This is a genomic window from Flavobacterium sp. KY-23415, from assembly GCF_055384985.1.
The window spans coordinates 2,937,145-2,960,695 of the sequence record NZ_AP044001.1; the positions used below are offsets into that span (position 1 = coordinate 2,937,145).

A 23,551-nucleotide genomic window follows, 5' to 3' on the forward strand; every position below is an offset into this window, starting at 1 on the left:
GCTTGTTCTCGCCTACTTCTGAAAATTCTCGCAGATTTTCAGCTTGGTGTGTACTTGTAAAGTTAAGTGCTAACCCACGCAACTACTCATAGCCGAGACCGTTAGGCTGCATTTGAGAAAAATATGATAAAATCAATAGAAATAGAATCTTGGAGGCAATTTGAAAAAGTCAAAATTGATTTCCATAATAAGCTTACCATTTTAACAGGTGCAAATGGAGCTGGAAAAACAACAATACTTGATATAATAAATCAGCATTTTGGATGGGAATCACAATTAGTTGCAACAGCTAAACGCGATAAAAAAACAGGAGGTTTGACTTATTTCAACGGATTATGGAAAAAAATAATTGATAAAGCTTTAACACCTAATCCGCATCAAAATCCACCTGAAAAAATAGGAAGTTTGATTTATTCAAATGGAACTCAAACTAATCTTATGATTCCTACTCAAACTGGTATTGCATACAACGTGCAAATCCAAAGAATGCAAGCCTTAAAAGGTTTTAATATTCCATCTCATCGACCAATTTATAAATACCAGTCAGTACCAACCATTGCTACTTCACCAATTACTAAAAATCAAGCTTTTAATAATTATAGAAACACGCAACGACAAAGATATTCTAATCAAAGGAGAGATAAGACAGAAACATATTTTATAAAAGAAACTCTTATTTCACTTGCAGCATTGGGTTATGGAAATCAAATCGTACACGCTAACGAAGGAGCAATAAGAATTTATGAAGGTTTCATTGAGATATTAAAAACTGTTTTGCCACCTAAATTAGGCTTTCAATCACTTTCAATAAGAATTCCAGAAGTTATTTTAGAGACAAACTCAGGAGAGTTTAGTATTGATGCCGTTTCAGGAGGAATAGCATCAATAATCGACTTAGCTTGGCAAATTTATATGTTTGACGAATCAAGTGTCCCTTTTGTGGTATGCTTTGATGAGCCAGAAAATCATCTGCATCCCGAAATGCAAAAGACTTTATTACCTAACTTTTTAAAAGCCTTTCCGAATGTTCAATTCATAGTAGCTTCTCATAATCCATTTATAATATCGTCAGTAAAAGACTCTAATGTCTATGCCCTTATTTATAATGACAATAATAAAGTTCAATCAGAGCTATTGGAGAACGTTGAAAAATCAGGAACTGCAAATGAAATATTACGCCAAGTTTTAGGTATTGAGACAACAACACCTGATTGGGTTGACGATAGAATAGAAGATTTATTGGAGAAATATTCTAAAACAGGTATTACAGCTGAGAATATCCAATCTTTTAAAAATGATTTAGCATCAATAGGCTTGGACAATTATATTAATCAAGCTGTAGTAGAACTAATTTCAAGAAAAAAATGATTGAGCTTACAAAAAAAGATAAGCCTCAATTATTAATTGATAATAGTGATAATTGGACGGCAGATTTAATGAAAGAGTTTTACCAAACTGGAGTAATTAATAAAACTAAACAGAATAGATACAGTCGAACTGAAATCAAAGATGTTTTAATTGATGAAACAAATGGAAAGTGTGCTTATTGCGAGAGTAAAGTAACACACATTTACCCTGGAGACATTGAACACATAATACCAAAATCTAAATTCCCAAGACTTACATTCACTTGGAATAATCTTACGTTTGGTTGCTATTGGTGTAATAATAAAAAAAGAAATTTTTTAGATAGAGCCAATATGATGTTGAATCCCTATAAAGACAAAACAAGTGAGCATATTAGAGCGTTTGGCCCTATTATTTGCCACATAAATTCAAGTCAAAGAGGAGAAATTACTTGGCGTGTATTAGAACTTAATAGACCTGAACTAAGAGACAAAAGACAGGAAAAAATTGAAGAGTTACAGGTACTAATCGACAAATATAATTTGACCGTTAACCAATCATTAAAAGACTTAATCGAGGTAGAGATTTTAGATTTTATTGAACGAACAGAATTTTCTTTTACACTCAAACAATATTTTCAGGATAATAAAAACGCAGCCTAACAACGTATATAAAAAATAGCGGTTTAATCGCTTAATCGAAAGAAAATGAATAAATTAAGAGTCAGTTGTAAACCGAAAAGTCAGTACATAAAATCCGCTACTTTTCATATACAAGACCGTTAGCAATAATTGTAAAAAAAACCGAACTTGAAAAGAAATTATATTTTAATAATTGCCTCTTTTTTGTTATTTATAACATTAGTTTCATGTTCGAAAAAAATAGTTGTTGGAAAATACAGAACTAACTTTAATAGTTACGGAATGTTTAGCAAAACTTTGACTTTAGAATGTAACGGAAATGCTGTTCTGAATTTTCAAGGTGATATGCAAAATAACAATTCGTTTGGTACTTGGAAAACCGAAAAAGACACTTTAATTATATTTTTTGATTCAATAAAAAATCAGCACAACAAATTTAAAGGAGAATTAAAATTTGTAATTAAAAGAAACAAACTTGAAAATATGCCTTTTCCAAAATCTGTTTATAACAAAATAGTAGAAAATGCAAAAAAGACCGAAAACGATACTTTGAAAATCCCATCTTACAGAAAATTAAATAGAATGACAAATCAAGGTTTGAAGAATTTCTATGGAAAAACTGGCAAGCAATACTTTAAAAAAATTGAAATTATAAATTGTGAATAAAACAACTATTGCTAACAGCTAAGGTTTCGTTGCGTGCGAAGCACGAACAATGAAACCGTGGTTGAACGGAACCTATTATATTCCACCACTATGGGGTTTTCGTTATGTTTTTAGAAGGAATTTCAAGAGGCATGTGAGCCTCTTTTTTTTGGAGTAAAATTAAGTTGGTTTTTCCGTGTTTTTCCATCACTTTTGAGTATAAACTCCCCCGATTACTATCGCGAGCATCTTGCTCGTGCCTACAAACAGAATCAAACAAAATCAGGCTAAAAAGGTTTCAATAGTTTTGTTATTTTTACAAAATGAGTAGAAAGTATAAATTTGGAGAGCAATCAGGAGCCTATTTTATTAGCTTTATTCACGGTTTGTTATTTTTATAAAGGAGTTCATGCATCTGCTTTGCTTAAGTGCAACAGTTAATTGGATAGACGTATTTACGAGAATAGCATATTTTGATTTAATTATAGCATCTTTAGACTATTGTAGAAAAAACAAAGGTATGGAGATTTATGGCTATTGTATCATGCCAAGTCACATCCATTTAATTTTTCGTTCATCACATGCTGACTCTTCTGGATTAATTTGAGATTTTAAAGGTTTTACTTCTAGAAAAATAATGAAAGCGATAGTTGAAAATGAACAAGAAAGCAGAAAAGAATGGATGCTTTGAATATTTGAAAGAGCAGGGAAAAAAGAGTAGTAATGTGAAACAAAGACCCTTTTGGCAACAAAACAATAAACCAATAGCGATTTGGTCTTTAAAAGTTTTCGAACAGCAATTAAATTATGTTCATTATAATCCTGTACAAACAGCGTTTGTAACAGATCCGATAGATTGGAAGTATAGTAGTGCTAGAAACTATGGCAACAACGATCAAACAGTTTTAGAGATTGATATAAATTGATTTTCTTTGTGGGCACGAGCAAGATGCTCGCGCTAGCGTGGAGAAACTGAGAGTGAAAAGAGCAAATAATTTAGAATAGTATTCCTAAAAAAAATACTCATTTACGGATTACCAGACGAAACAGAAAAATTACTGTATTGTCTTTGAAAAAGCAACCGAATTGTCTTTCGTACGTATTTCTACGTACAAAAAATATTTGAAATTACGTATAAATACGTATTGTGGGTTTAGAAAGAATGGTTTAGGTTTGTGGAAAGTAAAAATAAAAAGAAACCAGTTAATTTATTCAAGTTCATCTTGTAGTAGTTTTTTTAGTAAGCTTAAAAGATATTCTTCAAGAAATATTTTTAATAGATTAAACTCAAATGTAGAAAATCCTCATGAATTACGGGATGCATTAATAAATGCTTATCCTGCTCAAGAAACTCCAATAAGAAATTTATTCAATAGTTATGGTTACTAAATTATTAAAAATTACAGGATTATTTCTCCTATTGGCAACCCTTACGGGTTGTCCTGGAGGAAATGAAGATTGTTTTGATATGGGAAGTACAGCAAGAGTTGATGACTTAATAAAGATAGAGCCATTACAAACCATCTATAATCAGGGCGATATTATCACTTTCAAAACTGAAATACCAGCTCAAAACAATTATTTTGGAGAATCAATAAATTTGTTTGAAAAAACTAATGATTATGAGGCATTTCTTCTAACATCTTACAGTACTTTATTTACAGGTAATGAATTAACATTTATAAAAGGAAGTCAAGGAAGTGAAATTAACTGGTTTAAAGTACCTTACAATAATATTACAAATATGTATGAATTTGAAGTAAATATAAAACTAAATAGAATTGGCTCATATGTTTTATACACTAATGATTATTTAACATTTCAAGGTTCAACAAAGTGCAATAGATATAGACTTGACACCAATATTGAAGGTTGGAATAGCGAAGGTAAAATTGAGTTTACAGTGCAATAAAATATGACATTCAAAAAAATAATATTTTGTATAATCATGTTTTTTACTATAATTTTTTATAGTCAAGAACAATCTAATGATAAATTCAAATCGATTATAACTTTAAGTGTTTTGTCTCCTATAAGCAGTTATGCTCCAAGATGGAACGTAGGGTATATTAAAAAACTTAATGAAAGATATTGGTTTGGAATTGATTTTGGTTATGGCAATCAAAATATATCGGTAAATTTTTCAAAAGAAAGTGGTTTGATTAATAAAAGTTATACCCTTTATGAAATTCGCCCAGAAGTGTACTATGATTTTAGTCTCAAAAAGAAGTTTAAACATTTATTATCTGCCGAATTATTTTATATAAATCATTCAGACAAGTTCAAAAATAGTTGGTTTTACGATTTGGATGACAAAACATATTATAATTTTGATTTTGCAAATTATAAAAGAGTTAAATATGGTATTAATCTTAATTATAATTTAGTTTATAGGCTAACTAAAAAAATTGCCTTAATGCAAAAAGTAGGGTTTGGTTTTAGACAAAGAAATGTAGAATATTCTAATATTGGAAATAAAGTTAATAACGAATATTTTGAAGAACCTGAAGGTTTTGTTATACCTGTTAGTAATGGGTTTTTAAGGGATAATGGAATAAAAAATGGTTTTAATCTTAATTTAGATTTAAAGATAATCTATAAGTTTTAAAAAATAGTAAATCAAAAGCTGATTCATTAATTTATAATTAACCCCGATTAGCGAGGAAACTAAGAGTGAAAAAAGCAAACAATTTAGAATAGTATTCCTAAAAAAAAATACTCATTTACGGATTACCACACAAAACAGAAAAATTACTGCATTACCTTTGAAAAAGTAATCGAATTGTCTTTCGTACGTATTTCTACGTACAAAAAATATCTGAAATTACGTATAAATACGTATTGTGGATTTAGAAAGAAAGGTTTAGGTTTGTGGAAAGGAAATATGATGTTGGTTATATATATAAATGAGTTACCAGCAATAATAAAAGAAAATAACAGCAGATTAAAAGTCCTTTTGATGATTTGTAATAGATAATTATTATTTTTGGATAAGAAAAAAGTCTGACTGTTTTCAGACCTATCTAACAAATGGTTGTTGTATATGTCTGACGAAGTCAGACATATAAACAAGTTAGCCACAAGTTAAAAAAACAAAAAAATGGGAATATTTGATAACTTCTTTGGAAAAAAAGAAAATTGGAATGAAATAAGAAAAACAGATGAAGTCTATATTAAAGATTCAGCTATTTCAATACTAATGCTACAGACAGAAAGTGGCGAAAATGGTACAGGTTGGGTAGATAAAGGATATGAAAACTATAAATTTAAAAAATATTGCCCTTATAACTTCTTAATAATGGTGGACTTCACAGACGAAATAGCCGATAAAAATCCAGATTTGGACATGGGAACTGTAGAAGACTTTTTTGTCGAGGAATTAAGAAAAATTGGAATTGCACATATTGTAGCTCGTGTTGTGACAGACAAAGGTATGAACATTGAAATGTACATTGAGAAGATGGAAGATAGTATGAAAAGATTAAAAGAAATTAGTGAAGACAAAAATAGATTAGTATCATTCAGTTGTGAAGTAAATAAAGACCCTAAATGGGAAGCTGTTAGTGGTCTTATGAATTTATAACCAGTGGCTAACAGCGGTTACAAGTAATGGCTAGTTCTGTGTTATTCCGAAAATTCTCCGAATTTTCTAAAATAAGTTTATATTTGTTATGGCTTGGTAATGGTTTACGCCACTACTTGTAGCCGCAAAACGTTAGCAAACATATTACCCGAAACCGTAAAATATTAAAATCCTAACAATGAGCTTTAAAATAAATGACTTAATAGACTTGAACAAAGTTCCAATGAAAATAATAATTTTATTGGCAGTTGTAAGCGGAATATTTGTGTTTTCTTCAAACAGTTTTTTGAAAGTATTAAAAATGCAAGAGTTTCATAATGATTTTGGTAAGTTTTTTGGACCTGTTTTTATATTTACCATTGCATTTATAGCATTATCAATAATTTATTACTTCAAAGAAAAAATTGAAGAAAAACTAAATGTTAATAGTAGCAATAAATTTATTTTAGGCGTTTTAGAATCTTTAGATAGTTTTGAACAATCAGTATTGAGAGAGTTTAGTATTCAACAAAAAAATTCTGTAAATATGCCTATTGATAATTCTACAGTTGCAGGATTAATTAATAAAAGAATATTAAAAAGAGTTTCAAATATTGGAGATGGCTTATACTTTCCTCTTTCTCTAACTAAAATTGCTGAAGATAAATTGAAGGAAATTCATTTGGGAATTCAAAAAGGAATGACTGAGGACGAATTAAAAGAGTTAGTATATGACAGACCTAAATGGGCTACAGATTACTTTTACCAACAAGATAACAAATAAATACGTTTGCTAACAGCTAAGGTTTCGTTGCGTGCGAAGCACGAACAATGAAACCGTGGTTGAACGGAACCTATTATATTCCACCACTATGGGGTTTTCGTTATGTTTTTAGAAGGAATTTCAAGAGGCATGTGAGCCTCTTTTTTTTGGAGTAAAATTAAGTTGGTTTTTCCGTGTTTTTCCATCACTTTTGAGTATAAACTCCCCCGATTACTATCGCGAGCATCTTGCTCGTGCCTACAAACAGAATCAAACAAAATCAGGCTAAAAAGGTTTCAATAGTTTTGTTATTTTTACAAAATGAGTAGAAAGTATAAATTTGGAGAGCAATCAGGAGCCTATTTTATTAGCTTTATTCATAATTTGTTATTTTTATAAAGGAGTTCATGCATCTGCTTTGCTCAAGTGTAACAGTTAATTGGATAGACGTATTTACGAGAATAGCATATTTTAATTTAATTATAGCATCTTTAGACTATTGTAGAAAAACAAAGGGATGGAGATTTATGGCTATTGTATCATGCCAAGTCACATCCATTTAATTTTTCGTTCATCACATGCTGACTCTTCTGGATTAATTTGAGATTTTAAAGGTTTTACTTCTAGAAAAATAATGAAAGCGATAGTTGAAAATGAACAAGAAAGCAGAAAAGAATGGATGCTTTGGATGTTTGAAAGAGCAGGGAAAAAGAATAGTAATGTGAAACAAAGACCCTTTTGGCAACAAAACAAAAACCAATAGCGATTTGGTCTTTAAAAGTTTTTGAACAGCAATTAAATTATGTTCATTATAACCCTGTACAAACAGGATTTGTAACAGATCCAATAGATTGGAAGTATAGTAGTGCTAGAAACTATGGCAACAACGATCAAACGGTGTTAGAGATTGATATAAATTGATTTTCTTTGTGGGCACGAGCAAGATGCTCGCGCTAGCGTGAAGAAACTGAGAGTGAAAAAAGCAAACAATTTAGAATAGTATTCCTAAAAAAAATACTCGTTTACGGATTACCAGACAAAACAGAAAAATTACTGTATTGCCTTTGAAAAAGTAATCGAATTGTCTTTCGTACGTATTTCTACGTACAAAAAATACCTGAAATTACGTATAAATACGTATTGTGGATTTAGAAAGAATGGTTTAGGTTTGTGGAAAGGAAATATGACGTTTGTTATATATAATTTACCCCATTTTTGGTGGTATATGTATGAGAGAGTCATAGGTGTAAACGAGTTGTGTGTCAGATTAAACCAAAATATAACTAATAAAAACAAATAAATGAGACAAATTTTAACGATTATCTTTGTCATTGGTTTTATTCCAATAATTTATGGACAAACCATATCTTCTATTAATTCAGGAGCAGTTTCAAACAATAATTTTATTTATTCAGTTGGAGATGTCTATGTAATACCTACCAATCAAAATGAAACAAGTTCAGGATTAATTGGTGCAATCACAAAAATTGAATTTACAACATTAAGCATTGATGAAATCGAGTTAGTTCATGATTTAAAGTTTTACCCTAATCCAACATCAAATACTGTGTTTCTTGAAATTAATAATGAAGCAATTAATAGCATTTACATTTTTGATTTAGGTGGAAAATTAGTTGATACTAAATTAAATATCAATAATCAAATTGATTTATCTAATCTACAATCAGGAACTTATAGTATTAAAACAGATAATCAAAATATAAAATCTTTTAAAATCATTAAACGTTAAACTTATGAAGAAATCATTATTATTACTAACTTTTTTAGTTACATTTTTATGTTATTCTCAAGTTCCTCAAGGAATAAGTTATCAAGCAGTAGCATTTAACACAGGAGGAAATCCAGTTGTAAATGGAAATGTAGGAGTGAAAATTAGTATATTAGATAATTCTATTTCGGGAACAGTTGTTTATTCGGAAACACACACAAAAACAACTAATGCACAAGGATTGTTTAATCTAAATATTGGACAAGGTACAGCAACAGTTGGTACATTCTCATCAATAAATTGGGGAACAAACTCTAAATTTTTAAAAGTAGAAGTTGATCCAGCTGGTGGAACAAATTATACAAATATTGGAACAAATCAATTAATGAGCGTGCCTTATGCTCTGTTTGCAGGAAATCTTTCAAATGTATCTAATACAAATACGGTATCACTAAAAAACAATAGTGGAAATGGCTGTATTGTTATCTATTCAGATACAGAAGCTAAAGCATATTATTTAAATCCTAATGGAACTAATAGCGGTAGTTGGAACGGTTCTAATGTAACTTTTTCATCACCTATTAAAGGAACAATATCTTCAAACAATACAATTGTTGTCTATTCGGATACAGAAGCAAAAGGATATTACTTAAATCCAAATGGAACTAGTAGTGGAAGTTGGAGTGGTTCTAATGTGACTTTCTCATCACCTATTATTGGTGCAATTGCTTCCAATAATTGCATAGTGATATACTCTTCAACAGAAGCTAAAGCTTATTATTTAAATCCAAACTCAACAAATAGCGCTAGTTGGAATGGTTCTAATGTAACTTTCTCATCACCTATTAAAGGAGCAATATCTTCAAACAATACAATTGTTGTCTATTCAGATACAGAAGCAAAAGGATATTACTTAAATCCAAATGGAACTAATAGTGGAAGTTGGAGTGGTTCTAATGTGACTTTTTCTTTTCCAATTAGAGGAGGGTTCGCTTCTGGAGGCAGTATTGTAATTTATTCGGAAACAGAAGCAAAGGCATATTACTTAAATCCAAACACAACTAATAGCGCTAGTTGGAATGGTTCTAATGTAACTTTCTCTTCGCCTATTATAGGAGGTATTTCAACAGGTCAAAATTAAAAGCCGAACGCACAACATTATATTTATGAAATGACGGGTTTAGTGCTAAAAAGAAATTTATTGCATCAAAGAAAGTAAATTGATAAACAGAAGCATCGGTTTTCAAAATCTCCCGTTCTGCTCCGCATTCTATCATAAAAAAACATAATTTAGAAATGAAAAAATGTTTGACCATAATTTTTTTTAATTTAAGCGTTACTTTTTTTTGACAAAATTGTTCGATGTTGGAAAATGGGACATATGAAATGCAATATGATTCAGAAGATATGAATTCTAGTTCATTTGAAATATTTGGGAATAGATATTATACCTATGAAGATAATGGCAAAAAAGAATATGAAATTAAAATGTTGAGCAATTGTAGTTTTCAATTATTAAATAAAGAAATAGTTGACGAAACAAAACTCACGGAATTTCAGAAAATAATATCAGAGCAAAAAACCTATTTTGAAATAACTAAAATTGAAGGGAATATTTACTATTTTGTATGTAGAATAGATTTGCATGTTCAATGTGGAACTGGAAAATTTATCAGAAAAGAAATATAAAATCGCAGCTTTCAACAGCTTAGCTTATAAAAGTAAACGAAAGTTTTTAGAGAAACTAACTTTGGCAGTAACCTGTGGCAAAATTTCGCATAAAAATATGATAATTACAAATAAAGACTTAAAGTTAGTTATTCCCTTTATTCTTTTTGTTATAGCTGGCATATATGGGATTTATTCAGTTGATTTTATATCTGTAGATCAAACTATTGAAACGACTTTTAAATGGTGTATTTTACCAACTGTATTTTTTGCTTTGTATTATGCATATCGCTCAAGTTTTGGCTATAATAAAGCAATAGCAATTTGGAAAAATACCTTAACATTTATTATAATGACAATTATGATTGGAATGGTAATTTTTGTTTCATTTCGAGGCGTACTAATGCTAATTAATAGCAATATTGGAGAACAAAAAGACTACAATCTTCGTGGAAAAATTATAAAGTTAAATTATCCTGAAAAGAAAAAAACTGGAAATAAATATTCAATTTTTATTAAACGAGAATTAGAAAAAGACACTATTGAATTAAATGTTCCTAAAAATATATATATTGATAACCAGAATTTTGAAAAGAAAATGAAGATTGGTTCTTTAAAATTTATATATTCGAAAGAATAAAAGGTTACTGCTAACAGCTAAGGTTTATACATCAATCTTTATTTTTTTATCATAGTATGTGCAGATGTTCGAAAAGTTTTTTAGTATTGTTTAAAACAGTTATTTTTACTTTTAAATTTAATCTAATAATATAAAACAGTGGTTTTTAGAGGAACTAATGTTATGGGCTATGTGATTTAAAAACCGTGTGTTAAAAACAAACTAAACAAAGAATGGAAAAAATAATTGTAAAAACAACAATTTTAGCTGAGAAACAAAAAGTATGGGACTGCTACACGCTACCCAAACACATTACAAAATGGAATTTTGCAGACCCAAGTTGGCATTGTCCCACTGTAACAAACGATATAAAAGTTGGTGGACAGTATGTAGCAAGAATGGAAGCTAAAGACGGAAGTTATGGTTTTGACTTTGCTGCTGTTTATACTGAAATCAATTTTGGAAAAAGTTTTACTTACGAGTTTGGTGGACGATTGGCAACAGTAGAATTTAAGGAAACAAGCGGGCAAACCGAGGTATGTGTAACATTTGATCCTGAAACTGAAAATTCAATTGAGCTACAGAAAAATGGTTGGCAGGCAATTTTGGACAACTTCAAAAAATATACTGAAAGCAATTAAAAAATGCAGATAACACCCGAACACAACGAACGAATGGCAAAAATGACCTTTGCCTCTGTATATCCTCACTATGTTGCAAAAGTGGAGCGAAAAGGCAGAACAAAAGAAGAATTGCACCAAGTTATTACATGGTTGACTGGCTTTGACGATAGAGAGATACAAAAGCGCATAGATGAAAATGTAACCTTTGAAACGTTTTTTAATAAAGCAACTTTGAATTCAAACGCTCACTTAATAAAAGGAGTAATTTGTGGTTACAGAATTGAAGAAATTGAAAACCCTTTAACTCGACAGGTTCGGTATCTTGACAAATTGGTGGACGAATTAGCAAAAGGTAAAAAAATGGACAAAATTATAAGAACGGTATAGAATTCAATGAGAAACTACACGACAGAAAGTAAGACAGCCGAGCTAAGGTTTATTCATTAGTTTTTATTGTTTAATAAAGGTATTTATGATCTTAGAAGAACTGATGTTGGCGGTAATTTAATAGACCTCAAAACAACATAAGAATTTAGACATTTGGAACAAAAGACCCAACGCATAAAGCAATTGATTGATTATTTTTTGAAGAAATATGGTTCAACTGAAATTGTCGTGATAGATTATTGGGATGCAGATCATACTGCAATTGGACTTGCCGACAAAACAAAAAAATATACAGTTTATATTACCGATAATGGAAGAATTGATAATAAGTTTTTTGTTTCGCTAGAAAATCCTCCAACTACGGATGACTTTCTATATACCTCTGGAGGTGATTATGAGAATCTATCTATTAATGAAGTTGAAGAAATTCTCATTAAGCATTTAAAAATTACTACATGAAAATAGACAAAATGAAAGTGCTAATAAATAAAGAGTTAATGATTTAACTTGATGTTAAAAATGTATTTAGACTTGACTTGACAAAATGTTTAATGGTGCTGAGAATAGAAATATAAAAAGCACCAATGATTGGACAAACACATAAGACTTTTGGACTGTGCTAGAAGAAAATGAATACAAAAGCGGCAGCATGTTTAAAATAAAATAAAATATATGGGACATTCAATAACAGCAATTATTTTAAAAGGGAACTTCGATAATGAAAAAGCAAAGGCTTTCGATTTGTTTCCTACTATTTTAGACTTTGGCTTGTCTTTATTTCATATTGACTATTATTATTCTGCATGTTGGCAACATAAATTAAAAACTTTTGGACAACTCGATATTTCAAATATGGACTGTGTTATCTTTCCCAGTGAGATTGTCATTTCAGAAATCATTAAAAAAATATCAAACTCGAAAGACCCAGAATTCGCAATTATTTTGACCGATTATTTTGGTGGAGTAGGAAAGCAATATGCAAATGTGTTTAGAAATTCTAACAACGCAGACAAAAATATTACAACAATAAACCTAGCATTACGATATTTGGGTGTGCTTGCTAAAAACGGACTTGATGAGTTTGATACTATTGGATTAGACAAAATACGAAGCCAGCCAGACTATTTAGAAAAATATGTTGAACTAGCTGATGAATATGGAGTGTGAAAAAACAGCAGTGCTAACATTCTTTGGAAGCCTTAGATGCTGTATAATAGTTTTTGAACTTGAGCTATAATAAATATAGAACAATACTCATAGTGCGGTTAGTATATTATTGTAGCGTCTTGCTAGATTCGTGATTATTCTTTGAGCAGCTAAATGCTACGTGCTTTCACCTTCAAAAAAAATGAGAAATGGAAAAAACATTAAAATTTTTAATACTATTCTTCTTGGCAAGTAATGTTTATGGTCAAGATGTAGTTTTGGATTCGTTATTAGTAGATAAAATAACAACATTAAAAAGTTCAAAAATAGATACAATTGGAATTATTGAAAGAAAATGTGAGAGTATGATTTCATCGAAATGTGGAGATGTGACCTTCTATATTCTATGGAAAAATAAAGGACAAACCTTTATTCAAAAAATAAATAAATGCGAAACTGAAAATATTAAAATTGACTCCTCAAATTATTTTTTTTCATTCTATTATGAGAATAAACAGAAAATAGAATCAGAAGTAGTAAAAATGTTTGAAACAGAAAATGGTGGATTTTCAATGCGAAACCACTATTGTGAAAGTATAATTACTATTGTTGAAAATGAAAGAGAAATAAAAAAAACAATAAGCAGTTACCAATTAGAAATTGGAGAAGAGAATAGTAAGAATATAAACTTCGAGTTTAATAACAGTCTAAAAATTGTTGAACTTGATAAAAATACAAGAAAATTACTTAAGAGTTTATTCAATTGATTTGAGAAATGCTAGAGCAAAGATTTGTTTATTACTGAAGACCAATGAAAAGATAAATTAAATCCAGATTACCAATTCTACATTCATTACTACGAAGTTTACGAAAAGTTTTTTAGTGTAGCTTGAATAAGCTATTTTTACTTTGAAATTGTACAAACGGATGTTTTTTAGAAGAACTGATGTTGGTGGTAATTTGAAAAGAAAAATTAAAACGTTGTTAGATTAATATGTTTGACTTTTTTAATAAGAAAAAAAATATTCCTGTATTTGATTTTATTGAGTCGTACTCTGAAAGGGAAAAATATTTTGTGAGAACAAAGCAATGGACTTGGATAAACTCGGAACAAATTTCTCTAATAGAAAAAGATGGTGATGGAAAAATCAAAATGATTACTATGGATTATTGGTTGCAAGAAATGTTTTTAGATGCTGATGGACAAAAAACAATAGCAGAGTATCTGCATGTTTTAATCGATCAATTTCGAAAAAGTAAAATGAAAATTCCGTCTGATTTGGATCGTTTTATGGTGGAAACACTTTTGAGTTTAAAAACTGACCTAAATGCCATTGAATTTGTTGATGTACCAACTGAAATTCAGTTAGAATACAAAAAATCAATAACTGAATAGATAAGCTATTTAAAACATTAAATAAAATTAATTTTTTGGGTAAGTCTATTTACTAAAAGAGCAGTTTAAATTAGAGAATTAGAATCAAACATTTACATGTTAGGCAACGGGTTTTAATGAAATGCGTATTAAAATTGGGTATTTGTCCTTATTGTATGCTAGTAATTTATAATAAAAACGGTAAAGATGTTTCACTTTGAGAAGGACTTCGGATTATTTATGGGAAAACTATCCGATAATAAATTCCATAAGCATTATGCTATTCAGATAAGTATTGCACTACAACCCGAAATGCAACTTACTATTGCAAACGAAAAAGAGGTTATTGGTAATGCTTTTTTATTGCTACCTAAACAGCAACATAAATTAATAAGTCACACGAATCAAATAACCATACTCATAAACCCATTGAGCGCTATTGGGTATCGATTGCAAGTAGCGTTTGGAAGCTCCAAAAATGCAATTCTAGAAAATGAACTCAGCATAAGTTGTATTGCTGCACTAGAGCGTTTTGAAAAGAAAGCAATTAGCTTTGAAAAGCTATGTTGTTTAATTTCGAAAACCTTAACAAAATACAGAAGCACTCATGAACAAGAGAAACTACTAGAAGAAGATAGAATTAGTAATGCCATTGATTTTTTAGATGCTAATTTTGATAGAGTAGTGCCTTTAGAAGAAGTGGCAGCTTACTGTTTTTTATCTCCTTCACGATTTTTGCACCTTTTTAAGGAAAAAACAAGCCTAAATTTCAGACGATATCAGCTCTGGAATAGAGTGGTCAAATCATTACCCTATTTGCAAAAGAATTCCATTACAGCAACTGCTCATGCCTTTGGTTTTTCTGATAGTTCGCATTATACACGCACATTTATAGAAACATTTGGCGTTACACCTAAATTTTTTATACCTAAAGAATAGCCAGTTTATACAATTTTAAGAGCGTGCAACTTTGCAACTTTGTAGTATAATAGAATTTAAAAAAATATGCACAATTATTTAAAAGAAACAGCGCTACTAAATTATTCTGATGCTTCGATACAATCTTTAGTAGAAAGGAGAAAATGGGCAATGATGGAGATTGTTGAAAGAGTACAATCTATTTATAATTTTGTTAGAGATGAAATTAAGTTTGGATATAATAGTGCTGACGATATTACTGCCTCGCAAGTATTGCAAGAGGGTTATGGGCAATGCAATACTAAGGCAACTTTATTAATGGCTTTGTTGCGCGCAGCGGGTGTGCCTAACAGAATTCATGGTTTTACCATTGATAAAGCACTACAGAAAGGAGCTATTACGGGCATTTGGTATTGGCTTTCGCCCAAAAATATTTTGCATAGTTGGGTAGAAGTATATGTGAATAACCATTGGTATTTTCTAGAAGGGGTTATTTTAGATAGCGATTATTTAGCGCAATTGCAGGAAATGAATAAAGAATGCAAGACAACTTTTTGCGGTTATGGTGTGGCAACTAATACTTTTGAAAATCCACCCATAGACTGGAATGAAAATCATACTTATATTCAAGATAAAGGAATAAATCAGGATTTTGGGTTGTTTGATACTCCCGATGATTTCTATGCAAAACACCAACAAGAATTGGGAAGCTTGAAGCGGTTTGTTTATCGTACTGTTATTAGACATTCAATGAATAGGAATGTGGATCGCATTAGAAATAATAAAGTTTCGAAGTAAGTTTTCACTCTGCAATTGGTCTTCTATTAGTATTTTTATACTTCTGAGGGTTATGACTATTTTTTTGATGGTCTTTAGAAGATGATTTTTTTTACCAAGAAATAGTCATATTGAGTTAATCAGTTATATTGTATATTGCACAATTAATTTAGAAAGAAGAGTATATAATTAAGTTTGCAAAAATTATGAAAGCATTATCCAAATATTTTATTGTTATTTTAATAATATTGATTTCTTGTAAAGGAAATTCTGAAAAATCAGAATGGATAGATTATAAATCAGAAGATGGTTCGATTTCATTTAAATATCCAGAAAATTGGAGTATTGATGTTTCAAAAAGTTTAGGAGCACATATTTATCTATTTAGCGGAAATACAGAAAATATTAATTTAATAATTCAGGATATTGGAAATGATTATAATCTCGACTCATATACTCAATTGTCTGAAAATCAAATTAGGAGTATTGAAGGTTCTAAGCTTTATCAAAGTGAAAGAATAGAAATTAACGGAAATGAAGTTCATTTTGTTGAATATCAAGCTGATATAAGGAAAAGAAGAGAACTGAGATTTATGCAATATTATATTTTAAAACATCAAAAAGCCTATGTAATAACCTATACTTGTGAATTGGATAGGTTTGAAAAAACGAAACATTTGGCATTAAAGATTATGCAATCGTTTAATATTCAGTAAAGAGATACTCCATAAAGTTGTCAAAAAAAGCGTAGAGCCTTTTAAGAAGAGTATCTGTTCTTTTTTATTAAACTGAGCTATTTGTAAAACGATATGGCTTTATCAAATAGACAGCATATGTATATGAAGCGTATTTCAATTAGTGAAAACAATGTTGAGGTATTGAAAGTTTTTTTATATATTTGAGAAGCATCAAATTAGTGCTATTTGTTGCGAAGTTGTTAACCGTTTTCTAATTTAAGTTCAATTTTTAATGTGTTTTTTGCGTTGATAATTGATTAATAATAGTCATTAGCCTTATGAGTCAGAAGATTAGCCTTTCTATAGAAAAACCATGTTCTGAAAAATTCGATAATTTCCACCCCACAGAAAAAGGAGGTTTTTGTAATTCCTGTCGGAAAGAAGTTGTCAATTTTACTGAGATGACAGACAGTCAAATTATAGATTATTTTAAAAATAATACTAAAAAAACATGTGGTTATTTTCGTGAGGAGCAGTTAAAAAACTACCAAAGTCAAACTGCTATTTCGCAACCAAAAGGAAAGTTTTGGAACGCAAGTATCATGGGGTTTTCATTACTTTCATTATTATCTTTTACTAATGGATTTGCACAGGAAGACACTTCAAATAGGACTACACATCAAGTGCAAACGGATAAAAAGAAAGTTAAAGATGTGACTTCAAATAATCAAGACCTTCAAGGCCTTACTTCTGGAGTTGTTTATGATGAAAGAGGATTGCCACTTCCTGGAGCGAGTATCACTTTGAAAGGAACTAATATTGGAGTTGCTACAGATTTTAATGGTGAGTTTACTTTTCCAAAACCATTAGAAAAAGAAGCCATACTAATAATAAGTTATCTTGGTTATAAAACTAAAGAAGTGAAGATTTCAAATAGGGAAAAAAATGTATTCACAATGGATGCTCTTGAACTTCAGTTAATGGGTGAAGTTGCAGTAGCAAAAGTATATCAATCTAAACCAACATTTTTTCAGCGAATAGGCAACTTGTTTAAAAAATGATAAAGTTTTTTTATTTACTAATTCTTTTTTTTGGAAGTACTAGTTTACAAGCGCAATTATCAGATTTTAAGGGTGTCAATTTCACCAAAGCAGATGCAAAAGCACTTCAGTATAAGGGCGAAAGTTTAGAAAACATGCCTAAATTGGCATATGACTTAACAAATAGTTTGGCTACAGATGTTGAAAAATTTAGAGCGATTTTTGTTTGGGTAAGCACAAATATTAAGTATGATTATGGTTCCTACTTGAAAAATGCAAGAGCGCGAAAAAAGTTTAAAAACGATACTATACAACTAGCGGAATGGAACAAAGCGTTTAGTTTGAAAGTTTTTAAAAAGCTATTGAAAGAACAAAAAACAGTTTGCACGGGTTATGCCTATCTTATTAAAGAACTTTCCAACTTTGCCAATATTGAGTGTGAGATAATTGATGGTTATGGTCGGACAGCAAATAATGAAACATTACAACTTACAACACCAAATCATTCATGGAATGCTGTGCAACTTAATGATAAATGGTATTTGTGCGATGCAACTTGGTCAAGTGGTTATTATAATGCTAATGAATACAAGTTTGAACATGAATTTAATGATGGTTATTTTTTAACCGATCCCAATTGGTTTGTAAAAAATCATTTTCCTTTAGATTCGAAATGGTTGTTAACAGCTAGAGAAACACAGTTTTCAGCCTTCGAAAAAATGCCAATTATGTATAATGAAGCATTTAAATATAAGCTTTTTCCAATGCATTCTTTAGAATTTAGGAACGAAGTGGTTAAAAACAAAGAAGTAGTGTTTTTTATAAAAGCATTAAATTCATTAGAAAAAAAAACGATAAGAATAGAAATTGGTTCCGGTAAAAATAGTAGTCTTGTGCAACCGATTGTTAATGAAGTTAGTGATAATGTTTTCGAAATTAAACACACATTTACTACTAGAGGAGTTTATGATGTGCATTTAAAAATGAATGAGGATTATATTTTTACTTATATTGTTAGAGTGAAAAAATAATAAAAGTTGTTTCATAAGATTGATATAATTCTTAGACTAGAATTGGGTTGAATTGCAATAAACAAAGAAGAGAATTCTGTAGATGTGATTATCATAAATTATAAGGAGATTTGCAATAATTTAAAATTGCACTATTAGACACGCTCGGTCTAACAATTGCAGATAATTGTTTTGTGTTTTTTTGAGATAGTATAATTGATATAAGTAGGGTAGTGATGACTACCAACCACCGCCACCGCCTCCGCCACCGCCACCACCAGAACTACCACTTCCAGAGCTTCCGCTACTCCAGCTTCCAGAACTACCACTTCCCGATGAGGAGTTAGAGGAAGGATTTATAGCCGAACGGGTAACAGCGCTACTAAAACCAGAGACGAAATGAGAAGGTCTTCTATAGAAATCATCATTATTTGTACACCAATCGGGGTGATATTGAGCTAATTCTAATACTTTTTCAAAGTTTTTGCCCCATGCTACATCAACATCTAATGCAATAGCATAGGGTAATAATTCTTCAAATAACTCAGGAGTCAATTCGGGAGCGTTAAGTAGATTAATGCGTTCTTTTTCTGCGGTTTCTAAATATCGTTTAAAACCTTCAATTCTTTGGCGCACTTGAGCACCTTCTGTTGTGTATTTACCTAAATGGTAAGCATAAAAAGCATAGACTAGAAAAATGATTCCTAGAGCAATAAGTTGGATAGGCGTTAAAAAAACAAGTGTAAAGAAAAAAATAATAATGGCAGGAAATCCAGCAAAAAAGAAAAGTATAAACCTTAGAATAATGAGTCCTGTTTTTTCTATTTTTTTTGTGAACCAATAGGTGAAAATTGCCAATATGATTGTAAATACGATATAAGCAATACTATTTATTTGGGTTTTAGAACTAGAAAGTACAATATATGTTAAACCTGCAATAATAAAAATTAGAAAACCAATGAATTTTTTTCTAGTGTTGTCTATATAGTATTTTTTTAGATCAATTTGAGAAGTTATACTTTTTATCCATGCGCTATATGCTTTACTAAAAAGAGCATGGTTCTTGTTGTTTACTTTAATGTTTTTTTTGCTTGATAAACAATCGAAATAGGCTCTTTCTTCTTCGCTTAATGAGGTGGTAAATTTATTCTTTATCTCAATTTCATAGGCTGTAGTGTTAGTAAAAATACCGCTTTCAATTGCCGATGTTATTTTTATACCGCCTTTTATAGCTGTATTTATTATGGAAGCCATATATGATTTTGTACTTTCACTTCTTTGATGAACATAGCCTAAAATGGCAGGAGACCAATTAAAGGGTGGTCTGAATTCTGGAATAATTGACTTTTCAGCAGGATCTTTTCCGTGTTTTTTCCAGTCTAAAAAATAGAAAAAGAACATACCTAACCCAAAAAAGGTAGTCCAGATATACATTTTAATTTGGCTGTAAAAAGAAGAGGCTTTTTGAAGTGAGCTAGGAGGATTTATAGTTCCTTTTGGGAAAGAAGCAGCAATTGTAAAGCCTTCATAAGCATTAAGTTGTAAGGTAGTAAAAGTGATTGCTGTTCTATTTTGACTTAGTGTGCTAAGACAATTAGAAGCTGTTGAACCCGTAACACCAGTATAGCAACTCACATTTCCGAAAGTAGTATTTTCTGAAGGTAGAAATAATTGACATGTTGCTTTTGCTATAGGAATTGTCCAACCATTCCCAGTAACATTCCAATAGAGTTCGTCATATTCATCAAAATAACCAACTTGATATGGGGTGCTATAATTAATTTGATATTGATAGGTGTTATTTTCTAATTCAACATCTTTATCGCCAATGTATATTTTCCATTCGTCTCCACTTTCTTCTGTGAAATATTCTTCATTGATGCCATTCTTTTTAATGGAGTTAATGGTATATTCAACATTAATTGCAGTATTGTTTTTATCTTTTCGTTGTAACGGAAGTGTTCTAAGCAAACCATGTTTGAAAATGTTTCCTTCTGCTTTTATTGTTATGTTTTCAATAACTTGGATTGTTCCCGATTTTTCAATTTGGATACTAACATTAAAGTCGGTTATTTGTTCTTGACAATAAGAAAGACAGAAAGTAAATAGGAATATAATTGAAAGTCTTTTTTTTATTGGCATACCTTTTAGTATTAAAACTGAACTTTAGGCGTTTCTCTTTGTGCTATATTATCGAGTTCTAGGAAATTCTTTTTAGGAAATCCAAAAGCGGATGCTACTAGGTTGTTTGGGAACGATTGTATGCTAATATTATAATCTCTAACGGTTCCGTTATAGTATCTTTTTGAGCGTTCAATATCCGTTTCTAGCAGGCTTAATTCGTTTTGAAGACTTAAAAAATTGGTGTTAGATTTTAAATCGGGATAGTTTTCGGCCAATGCAAAAAGCTTCGTTACAGATTGGCTAATTGTGGCGTCGAGTTGCATTTTTTGATCGCTATCGTTTGTGTTTAACGCTTTATTGCGAAGATTTACAATTTCAGTAAGTGTTTCTCTTTCATGATTGGTATAGCCCTTGATGGTTTCTACAAGATTTGGAATGAGATCGTATCTTTTCTTTAAAATCACATCAATACCGCTAAATGCTTCTTCTACTAAAGTGCGTTTTGCAACAAAGTTATTGTAGCTAAATATTAGAAATAGAACAATCAATACAGGTATTGCTACATAAATTATAATTGAAATCATTGTTTGTTATTTATTTTGAACAAATATATTAGAAATAGTAGTAAAAATAATACCTAGTATGAGATATTAATTAACGAGTAACTTAAAAAAAAAGTGTTTTTTGTTAACCGAATTCAAGAACCTAGTTTTTTATGTAAAGAGTTTTTTATAGTTTTATTAATACACAAGCTTTGGATTTGTTCATATTGCAAAAGACATTTAGCTTTTATTTTTTGTACAGAAACCGTGTGCATTATTTGAAAATAAGTGCACACAGTTCCTGTTTTAAATTTTATTGACCTTGACCTAAAGAATAAGAAGGAATTCCATCAAATTCATATAGGTTTTCTGTTTTTATGATGTCAATTTTAGCATCTATAGCTTTTGATAGGAGTGTAATTATTTGATTTTTAAACATTAAATTACCATTAGTTGGTTTAAATCTGCATCGCCAGTGATCTGTACAGAATGTTTCCTCAAAACCGTTTGGCCAAACTTTAATTCCTCTATTTGTAATCATTGTTAAATGCTTGTTTTCTGTATTAATACTTTGCATAATTGTCGCTAATTCATTAGGGTCTGTTCCTTTCCAATCCACAAACAAATCTACACCGACAAGTATCTTGTTTTGAGGTGCTTTTCTGATGTATTTTGGTAGATTTAAAGTATTTTCTTTTAGATAATTAACTGCTTTAAGTATTGAAGGTTTTTTCCCTAGATTGGCAATGACTGCTTGTGCAAATTCTTTTGTGCCTACTTTTTTTGTGCTTATATTTTCTTTATAAATGTCATAGGTATGAATACCATCTTCTATGGTTTTTAACCAAGCGTTTTGAATTTTTTCAGCAATTTCAGTTTGACCAATGTGTGACAACATCATTACGGCCCCTTGAAGTAATCCAGACGGATTTGCTATGTTTTGTCCAGCTCTTCTTGGAGCAGAGCCATGAATAGCTTCAAACATTGCACATTCTTCGCCAATATTCGCAGAACCAGCTAATCCGACAGAACCAGCAATTTGAGCTGCTATATCTGAAAGAACATCGCCATATAGATTTAGCGTAACAATTACATCGAAAATTTCTGGTGTGTCGGCCATTTTTGCAGCACCTATGTCAATAATCCAGTGTTCGTTTTCAATTTCAGGATATTCTAGTGCTATTTCGTCAAATATTTTATGAAATAAACCATCAGTTTGTTTCATGATGTTGTCTTTTGTGAAGCATGTAACTTTTTTTCGCCCATATACCTTTGCATATTCAAATGCATATCGAATGATTTTTTCGCAACCTGGTCTACTTATTAATTTTAAGCATTGCACAACTTCATTTGTTTGTTGATGTTCTATTCCCGCATATAGGTCTTCTTCATTCTCTCTTACTATAACAATATCCATATTTGGATGTTTTGTTTCTACAAAAGGATGTAAGCTCACATTGGGTCTAATGTTAGCGTATAGACCTAAAAATTTTCGAGTGGTTACATTCAAACTTTTATAGCCACCTCCCTGTGGGGTTGTAATTGGAGCTTTTAATAGAATTTTATTTTTTCTAATTATATCCCAGGATTCGTTTGAAATTCCAGAATTATTTCCGCTTAAATATACTTTTTCGCCCACTTCAATTTCATCAATTTCTAATTGAGCACCAGCAGATTTTAGGATTTCTAATGTAGCGTCCATAATTTCCGGACCAATTCCGTCTCCTTTTGCAACTGTAATTCGTGTCATAATTGTTTTGTTTAAAATTAGTAGTGCAAACTTCTAAATAATTAATTATTAATTTTTATTTATGTTAATGATGATTATTATTAAAAATTTTTATAATTAATTCTGAAAGTTAACAATTATAAGCTTTTCATCTCTTTAAAAAGGAGTGTAATTGCAAGTGATTTATTATTTTGATTTTTTATGCTGTGTAAATAATTACATCATTAGT

General features: G+C 30.3%; 27 protein-coding genes and 1 pseudogene. 25 read left to right on the forward strand and 3 right to left on the reverse strand.

From position 1 onward, the window contains the following. Window positions 1-123: 123 nt before the first annotated feature. The 25 genes and pseudogenes from ACZ49Z_RS12845 (at window position 124) to ACZ49Z_RS12965 (ending at window position 18,948) form a co-directional block, all read left to right on the forward strand. The gene (locus ACZ49Z_RS12845; protein WP_464304708.1) at window positions 124-1,368 is read left to right on the forward strand and encodes an AAA family ATPase; all 1,245 of its coding nucleotides are present in this window, start codon (window positions 124-126) and stop codon (window positions 1,366-1,368) included. Further along, entirely contained in the window at window positions 1,365-2,009 is a 645-nt protein-coding gene (locus tag ACZ49Z_RS12850) for an HNH endonuclease (RefSeq protein WP_464304709.1), read from the forward strand. The genes ACZ49Z_RS12845 and ACZ49Z_RS12850 overlap by 4 nt, the downstream gene beginning before the upstream one ends. A 147-nt stretch (window positions 2,010-2,156) precedes the next feature. Then, window positions 2,157-2,654, forward strand: coding sequence for a hypothetical protein (locus tag ACZ49Z_RS12855; RefSeq protein WP_464304710.1), 498 nt, complete (start codon window positions 2,157-2,159; stop codon window positions 2,652-2,654). Window positions 2,655-3,289: 635 nt separating this feature from the next. Beyond that, window positions 3,290-3,559, forward strand: coding sequence for a hypothetical protein (locus tag ACZ49Z_RS12860; RefSeq protein ID WP_464304711.1), 270 nt, complete (start codon window positions 3,290-3,292; stop codon window positions 3,557-3,559). A 196-nt stretch (window positions 3,560-3,755) separates the two neighbouring features. Next, on the forward strand, window positions 3,756-4,022 hold the full coding sequence (locus tag ACZ49Z_RS12865) for a hypothetical protein (protein WP_464304712.1): 267 nt from the start codon (window positions 3,756-3,758) through the stop codon (window positions 4,020-4,022). After that, entirely contained in the window at window positions 4,012-4,545 is a 534-nt protein-coding gene (locus tag ACZ49Z_RS12870; RefSeq protein WP_464304713.1) for a hypothetical protein, read from the forward strand. Before ACZ49Z_RS12865 ends, ACZ49Z_RS12870 begins: the two co-directional genes overlap by 11 nt. A gap of 36 nt (window positions 4,546-4,581) precedes the next feature. After that, window positions 4,582-5,241: a hypothetical protein gene (locus ACZ49Z_RS12875; protein WP_464304714.1), complete on the forward strand. Its 660-nt coding sequence runs from the start codon at window positions 4,582-4,584 to the stop codon at window positions 5,239-5,241. Between the two features lie 492 nt (window positions 5,242-5,733). After that, window positions 5,734-6,216 (forward strand): DUF695 domain-containing protein, encoded by a 483-nt coding sequence (locus ACZ49Z_RS12880; RefSeq protein ID WP_464304715.1) that lies wholly within the window; start codon window positions 5,734-5,736, stop codon window positions 6,214-6,216. A 178-nt stretch (window positions 6,217-6,394) separates the two neighbouring features. Further along, complete coding sequence (locus ACZ49Z_RS12885; protein ID WP_464304716.1) at window positions 6,395-6,979, forward strand: super-infection exclusion protein B; 585 nt, start codon at window positions 6,395-6,397, stop codon at window positions 6,977-6,979. 300 nt (window positions 6,980-7,279) lie between these two features. Continuing rightward, window positions 7,280-7,879 (forward strand): annotated as a pseudogene (locus ACZ49Z_RS12890) (REP-associated tyrosine transposase). A 379-nt stretch (window positions 7,880-8,258) separates the two neighbouring features. Further along, window positions 8,259-8,708 (forward strand): T9SS type A sorting domain-containing protein, encoded by a 450-nt coding sequence (locus tag ACZ49Z_RS12895; RefSeq protein ID WP_464304717.1) that lies wholly within the window; start codon window positions 8,259-8,261, stop codon window positions 8,706-8,708. 4 nt (window positions 8,709-8,712) lie between these two features. Beyond that, on the forward strand, window positions 8,713-9,828 hold the full coding sequence (locus ACZ49Z_RS12900; protein ID WP_464304718.1) for a hypothetical protein: 1,116 nt from the start codon (window positions 8,713-8,715) through the stop codon (window positions 9,826-9,828). 221 nt (window positions 9,829-10,049) lie between these two features. Further along, window positions 10,050-10,376 carry a hypothetical protein gene (locus ACZ49Z_RS12905; RefSeq protein WP_464304719.1) on the forward strand — a complete coding sequence of 109 codons (327 nt, stop codon included), beginning with the start codon at window positions 10,050-10,052 and terminating at the stop codon, window positions 10,374-10,376. Between the two features lie 97 nt (window positions 10,377-10,473). Continuing rightward, window positions 10,474-10,995 carry a hypothetical protein gene (locus ACZ49Z_RS12910; protein WP_464304720.1) on the forward strand — a complete coding sequence of 174 codons (522 nt, stop codon included), beginning with the start codon at window positions 10,474-10,476 and terminating at the stop codon, window positions 10,993-10,995. Window positions 10,996-11,207: 212 nt separating this feature from the next. Next, on the forward strand, window positions 11,208-11,615 hold the full coding sequence (locus ACZ49Z_RS12915) for an SRPBCC domain-containing protein (protein WP_464304721.1): 408 nt from the start codon (window positions 11,208-11,210) through the stop codon (window positions 11,613-11,615). A gap of 3 nt (window positions 11,616-11,618) precedes the next feature. After that, window positions 11,619-11,984, forward strand: a complete 366-nt coding sequence (locus ACZ49Z_RS12920) for a DUF2200 domain-containing protein (protein WP_464304722.1) — start codon at window positions 11,619-11,621, stop codon at window positions 11,982-11,984. Between the two features lie 153 nt (window positions 11,985-12,137). After that, entirely contained in the window at window positions 12,138-12,443 is a 306-nt protein-coding gene (locus ACZ49Z_RS12925) for a hypothetical protein (RefSeq protein WP_464304723.1), read from the forward strand. Between the two features lie 213 nt (window positions 12,444-12,656). Continuing rightward, window positions 12,657-13,151 carry a hypothetical protein gene (locus ACZ49Z_RS12930; RefSeq protein ID WP_464304724.1) on the forward strand — a complete coding sequence of 165 codons (495 nt, stop codon included), beginning with the start codon at window positions 12,657-12,659 and terminating at the stop codon, window positions 13,149-13,151. Between the two features lie 188 nt (window positions 13,152-13,339). Further along, window positions 13,340-13,897 (forward strand): hypothetical protein, encoded by a 558-nt coding sequence (locus ACZ49Z_RS12935; RefSeq protein WP_464304725.1) that lies wholly within the window; start codon window positions 13,340-13,342, stop codon window positions 13,895-13,897. 227 nt (window positions 13,898-14,124) lie between these two features. After that, the gene (locus ACZ49Z_RS12940) at window positions 14,125-14,526 is read left to right on the forward strand and encodes a hypothetical protein (RefSeq protein WP_464304726.1); all 402 of its coding nucleotides are present in this window, start codon (window positions 14,125-14,127) and stop codon (window positions 14,524-14,526) included. A gap of 186 nt (window positions 14,527-14,712) precedes the next feature. Further along, window positions 14,713-15,444, forward strand: a complete 732-nt coding sequence (locus tag ACZ49Z_RS12945; protein ID WP_464304727.1) for a helix-turn-helix transcriptional regulator — start codon at window positions 14,713-14,715, stop codon at window positions 15,442-15,444. Between the two features lie 66 nt (window positions 15,445-15,510). Further along, entirely contained in the window at window positions 15,511-16,221 is a 711-nt protein-coding gene (locus ACZ49Z_RS12950) for a transglutaminase-like domain-containing protein (protein ID WP_464304728.1), read from the forward strand. Window positions 16,222-16,406: 185 nt separating this feature from the next. Then, a complete protein-coding gene (locus ACZ49Z_RS12955) occupies window positions 16,407-16,916 on the forward strand; it encodes a PsbP-related protein (RefSeq protein WP_464304729.1) in 510 nt (169 codons plus the stop codon). A gap of 299 nt (window positions 16,917-17,215) precedes the next feature. Next, complete coding sequence (locus ACZ49Z_RS12960) at window positions 17,216-17,938, forward strand: carboxypeptidase-like regulatory domain-containing protein (protein WP_464304730.1); 723 nt, start codon at window positions 17,216-17,218, stop codon at window positions 17,936-17,938. Further along, a complete protein-coding gene (locus ACZ49Z_RS12965) occupies window positions 17,935-18,948 on the forward strand; it encodes a transglutaminase domain-containing protein (protein ID WP_464304731.1) in 1,014 nt (337 codons plus the stop codon). The genes ACZ49Z_RS12960 and ACZ49Z_RS12965 overlap by 4 nt, the downstream gene beginning before the upstream one ends. A gap of 219 nt (window positions 18,949-19,167) precedes the next feature. On the opposite strand, the gene ACZ49Z_RS12970 is transcribed toward ACZ49Z_RS12965, so the two are convergent. The 3 genes from ACZ49Z_RS12970 to ACZ49Z_RS12980 all read right to left on the reverse strand — a co-directional run bounded on the left by ACZ49Z_RS12970 (window position 19,168) and on the right by ACZ49Z_RS12980 (window position 23,343). After that, on the reverse strand, window positions 19,168-21,069 hold the full coding sequence (locus ACZ49Z_RS12970; protein ID WP_464304732.1) for a DUF2207 domain-containing protein: 1,902 nt from the start codon (window positions 21,067-21,069) through the stop codon (window positions 19,168-19,170). A gap of 11 nt (window positions 21,070-21,080) precedes the next feature. Beyond that, window positions 21,081-21,635, reverse strand: coding sequence for a LemA family protein (locus ACZ49Z_RS12975; RefSeq protein WP_464304733.1), 555 nt, complete (start codon window positions 21,633-21,635; stop codon window positions 21,081-21,083). A gap of 271 nt (window positions 21,636-21,906) precedes the next feature. Further along, window positions 21,907-23,343, reverse strand: a complete 1,437-nt coding sequence (locus tag ACZ49Z_RS12980) for an NADP-dependent isocitrate dehydrogenase (protein WP_464304734.1) — start codon at window positions 23,341-23,343, stop codon at window positions 21,907-21,909. Window positions 23,344-23,551 lie beyond the last annotated feature (208 nt).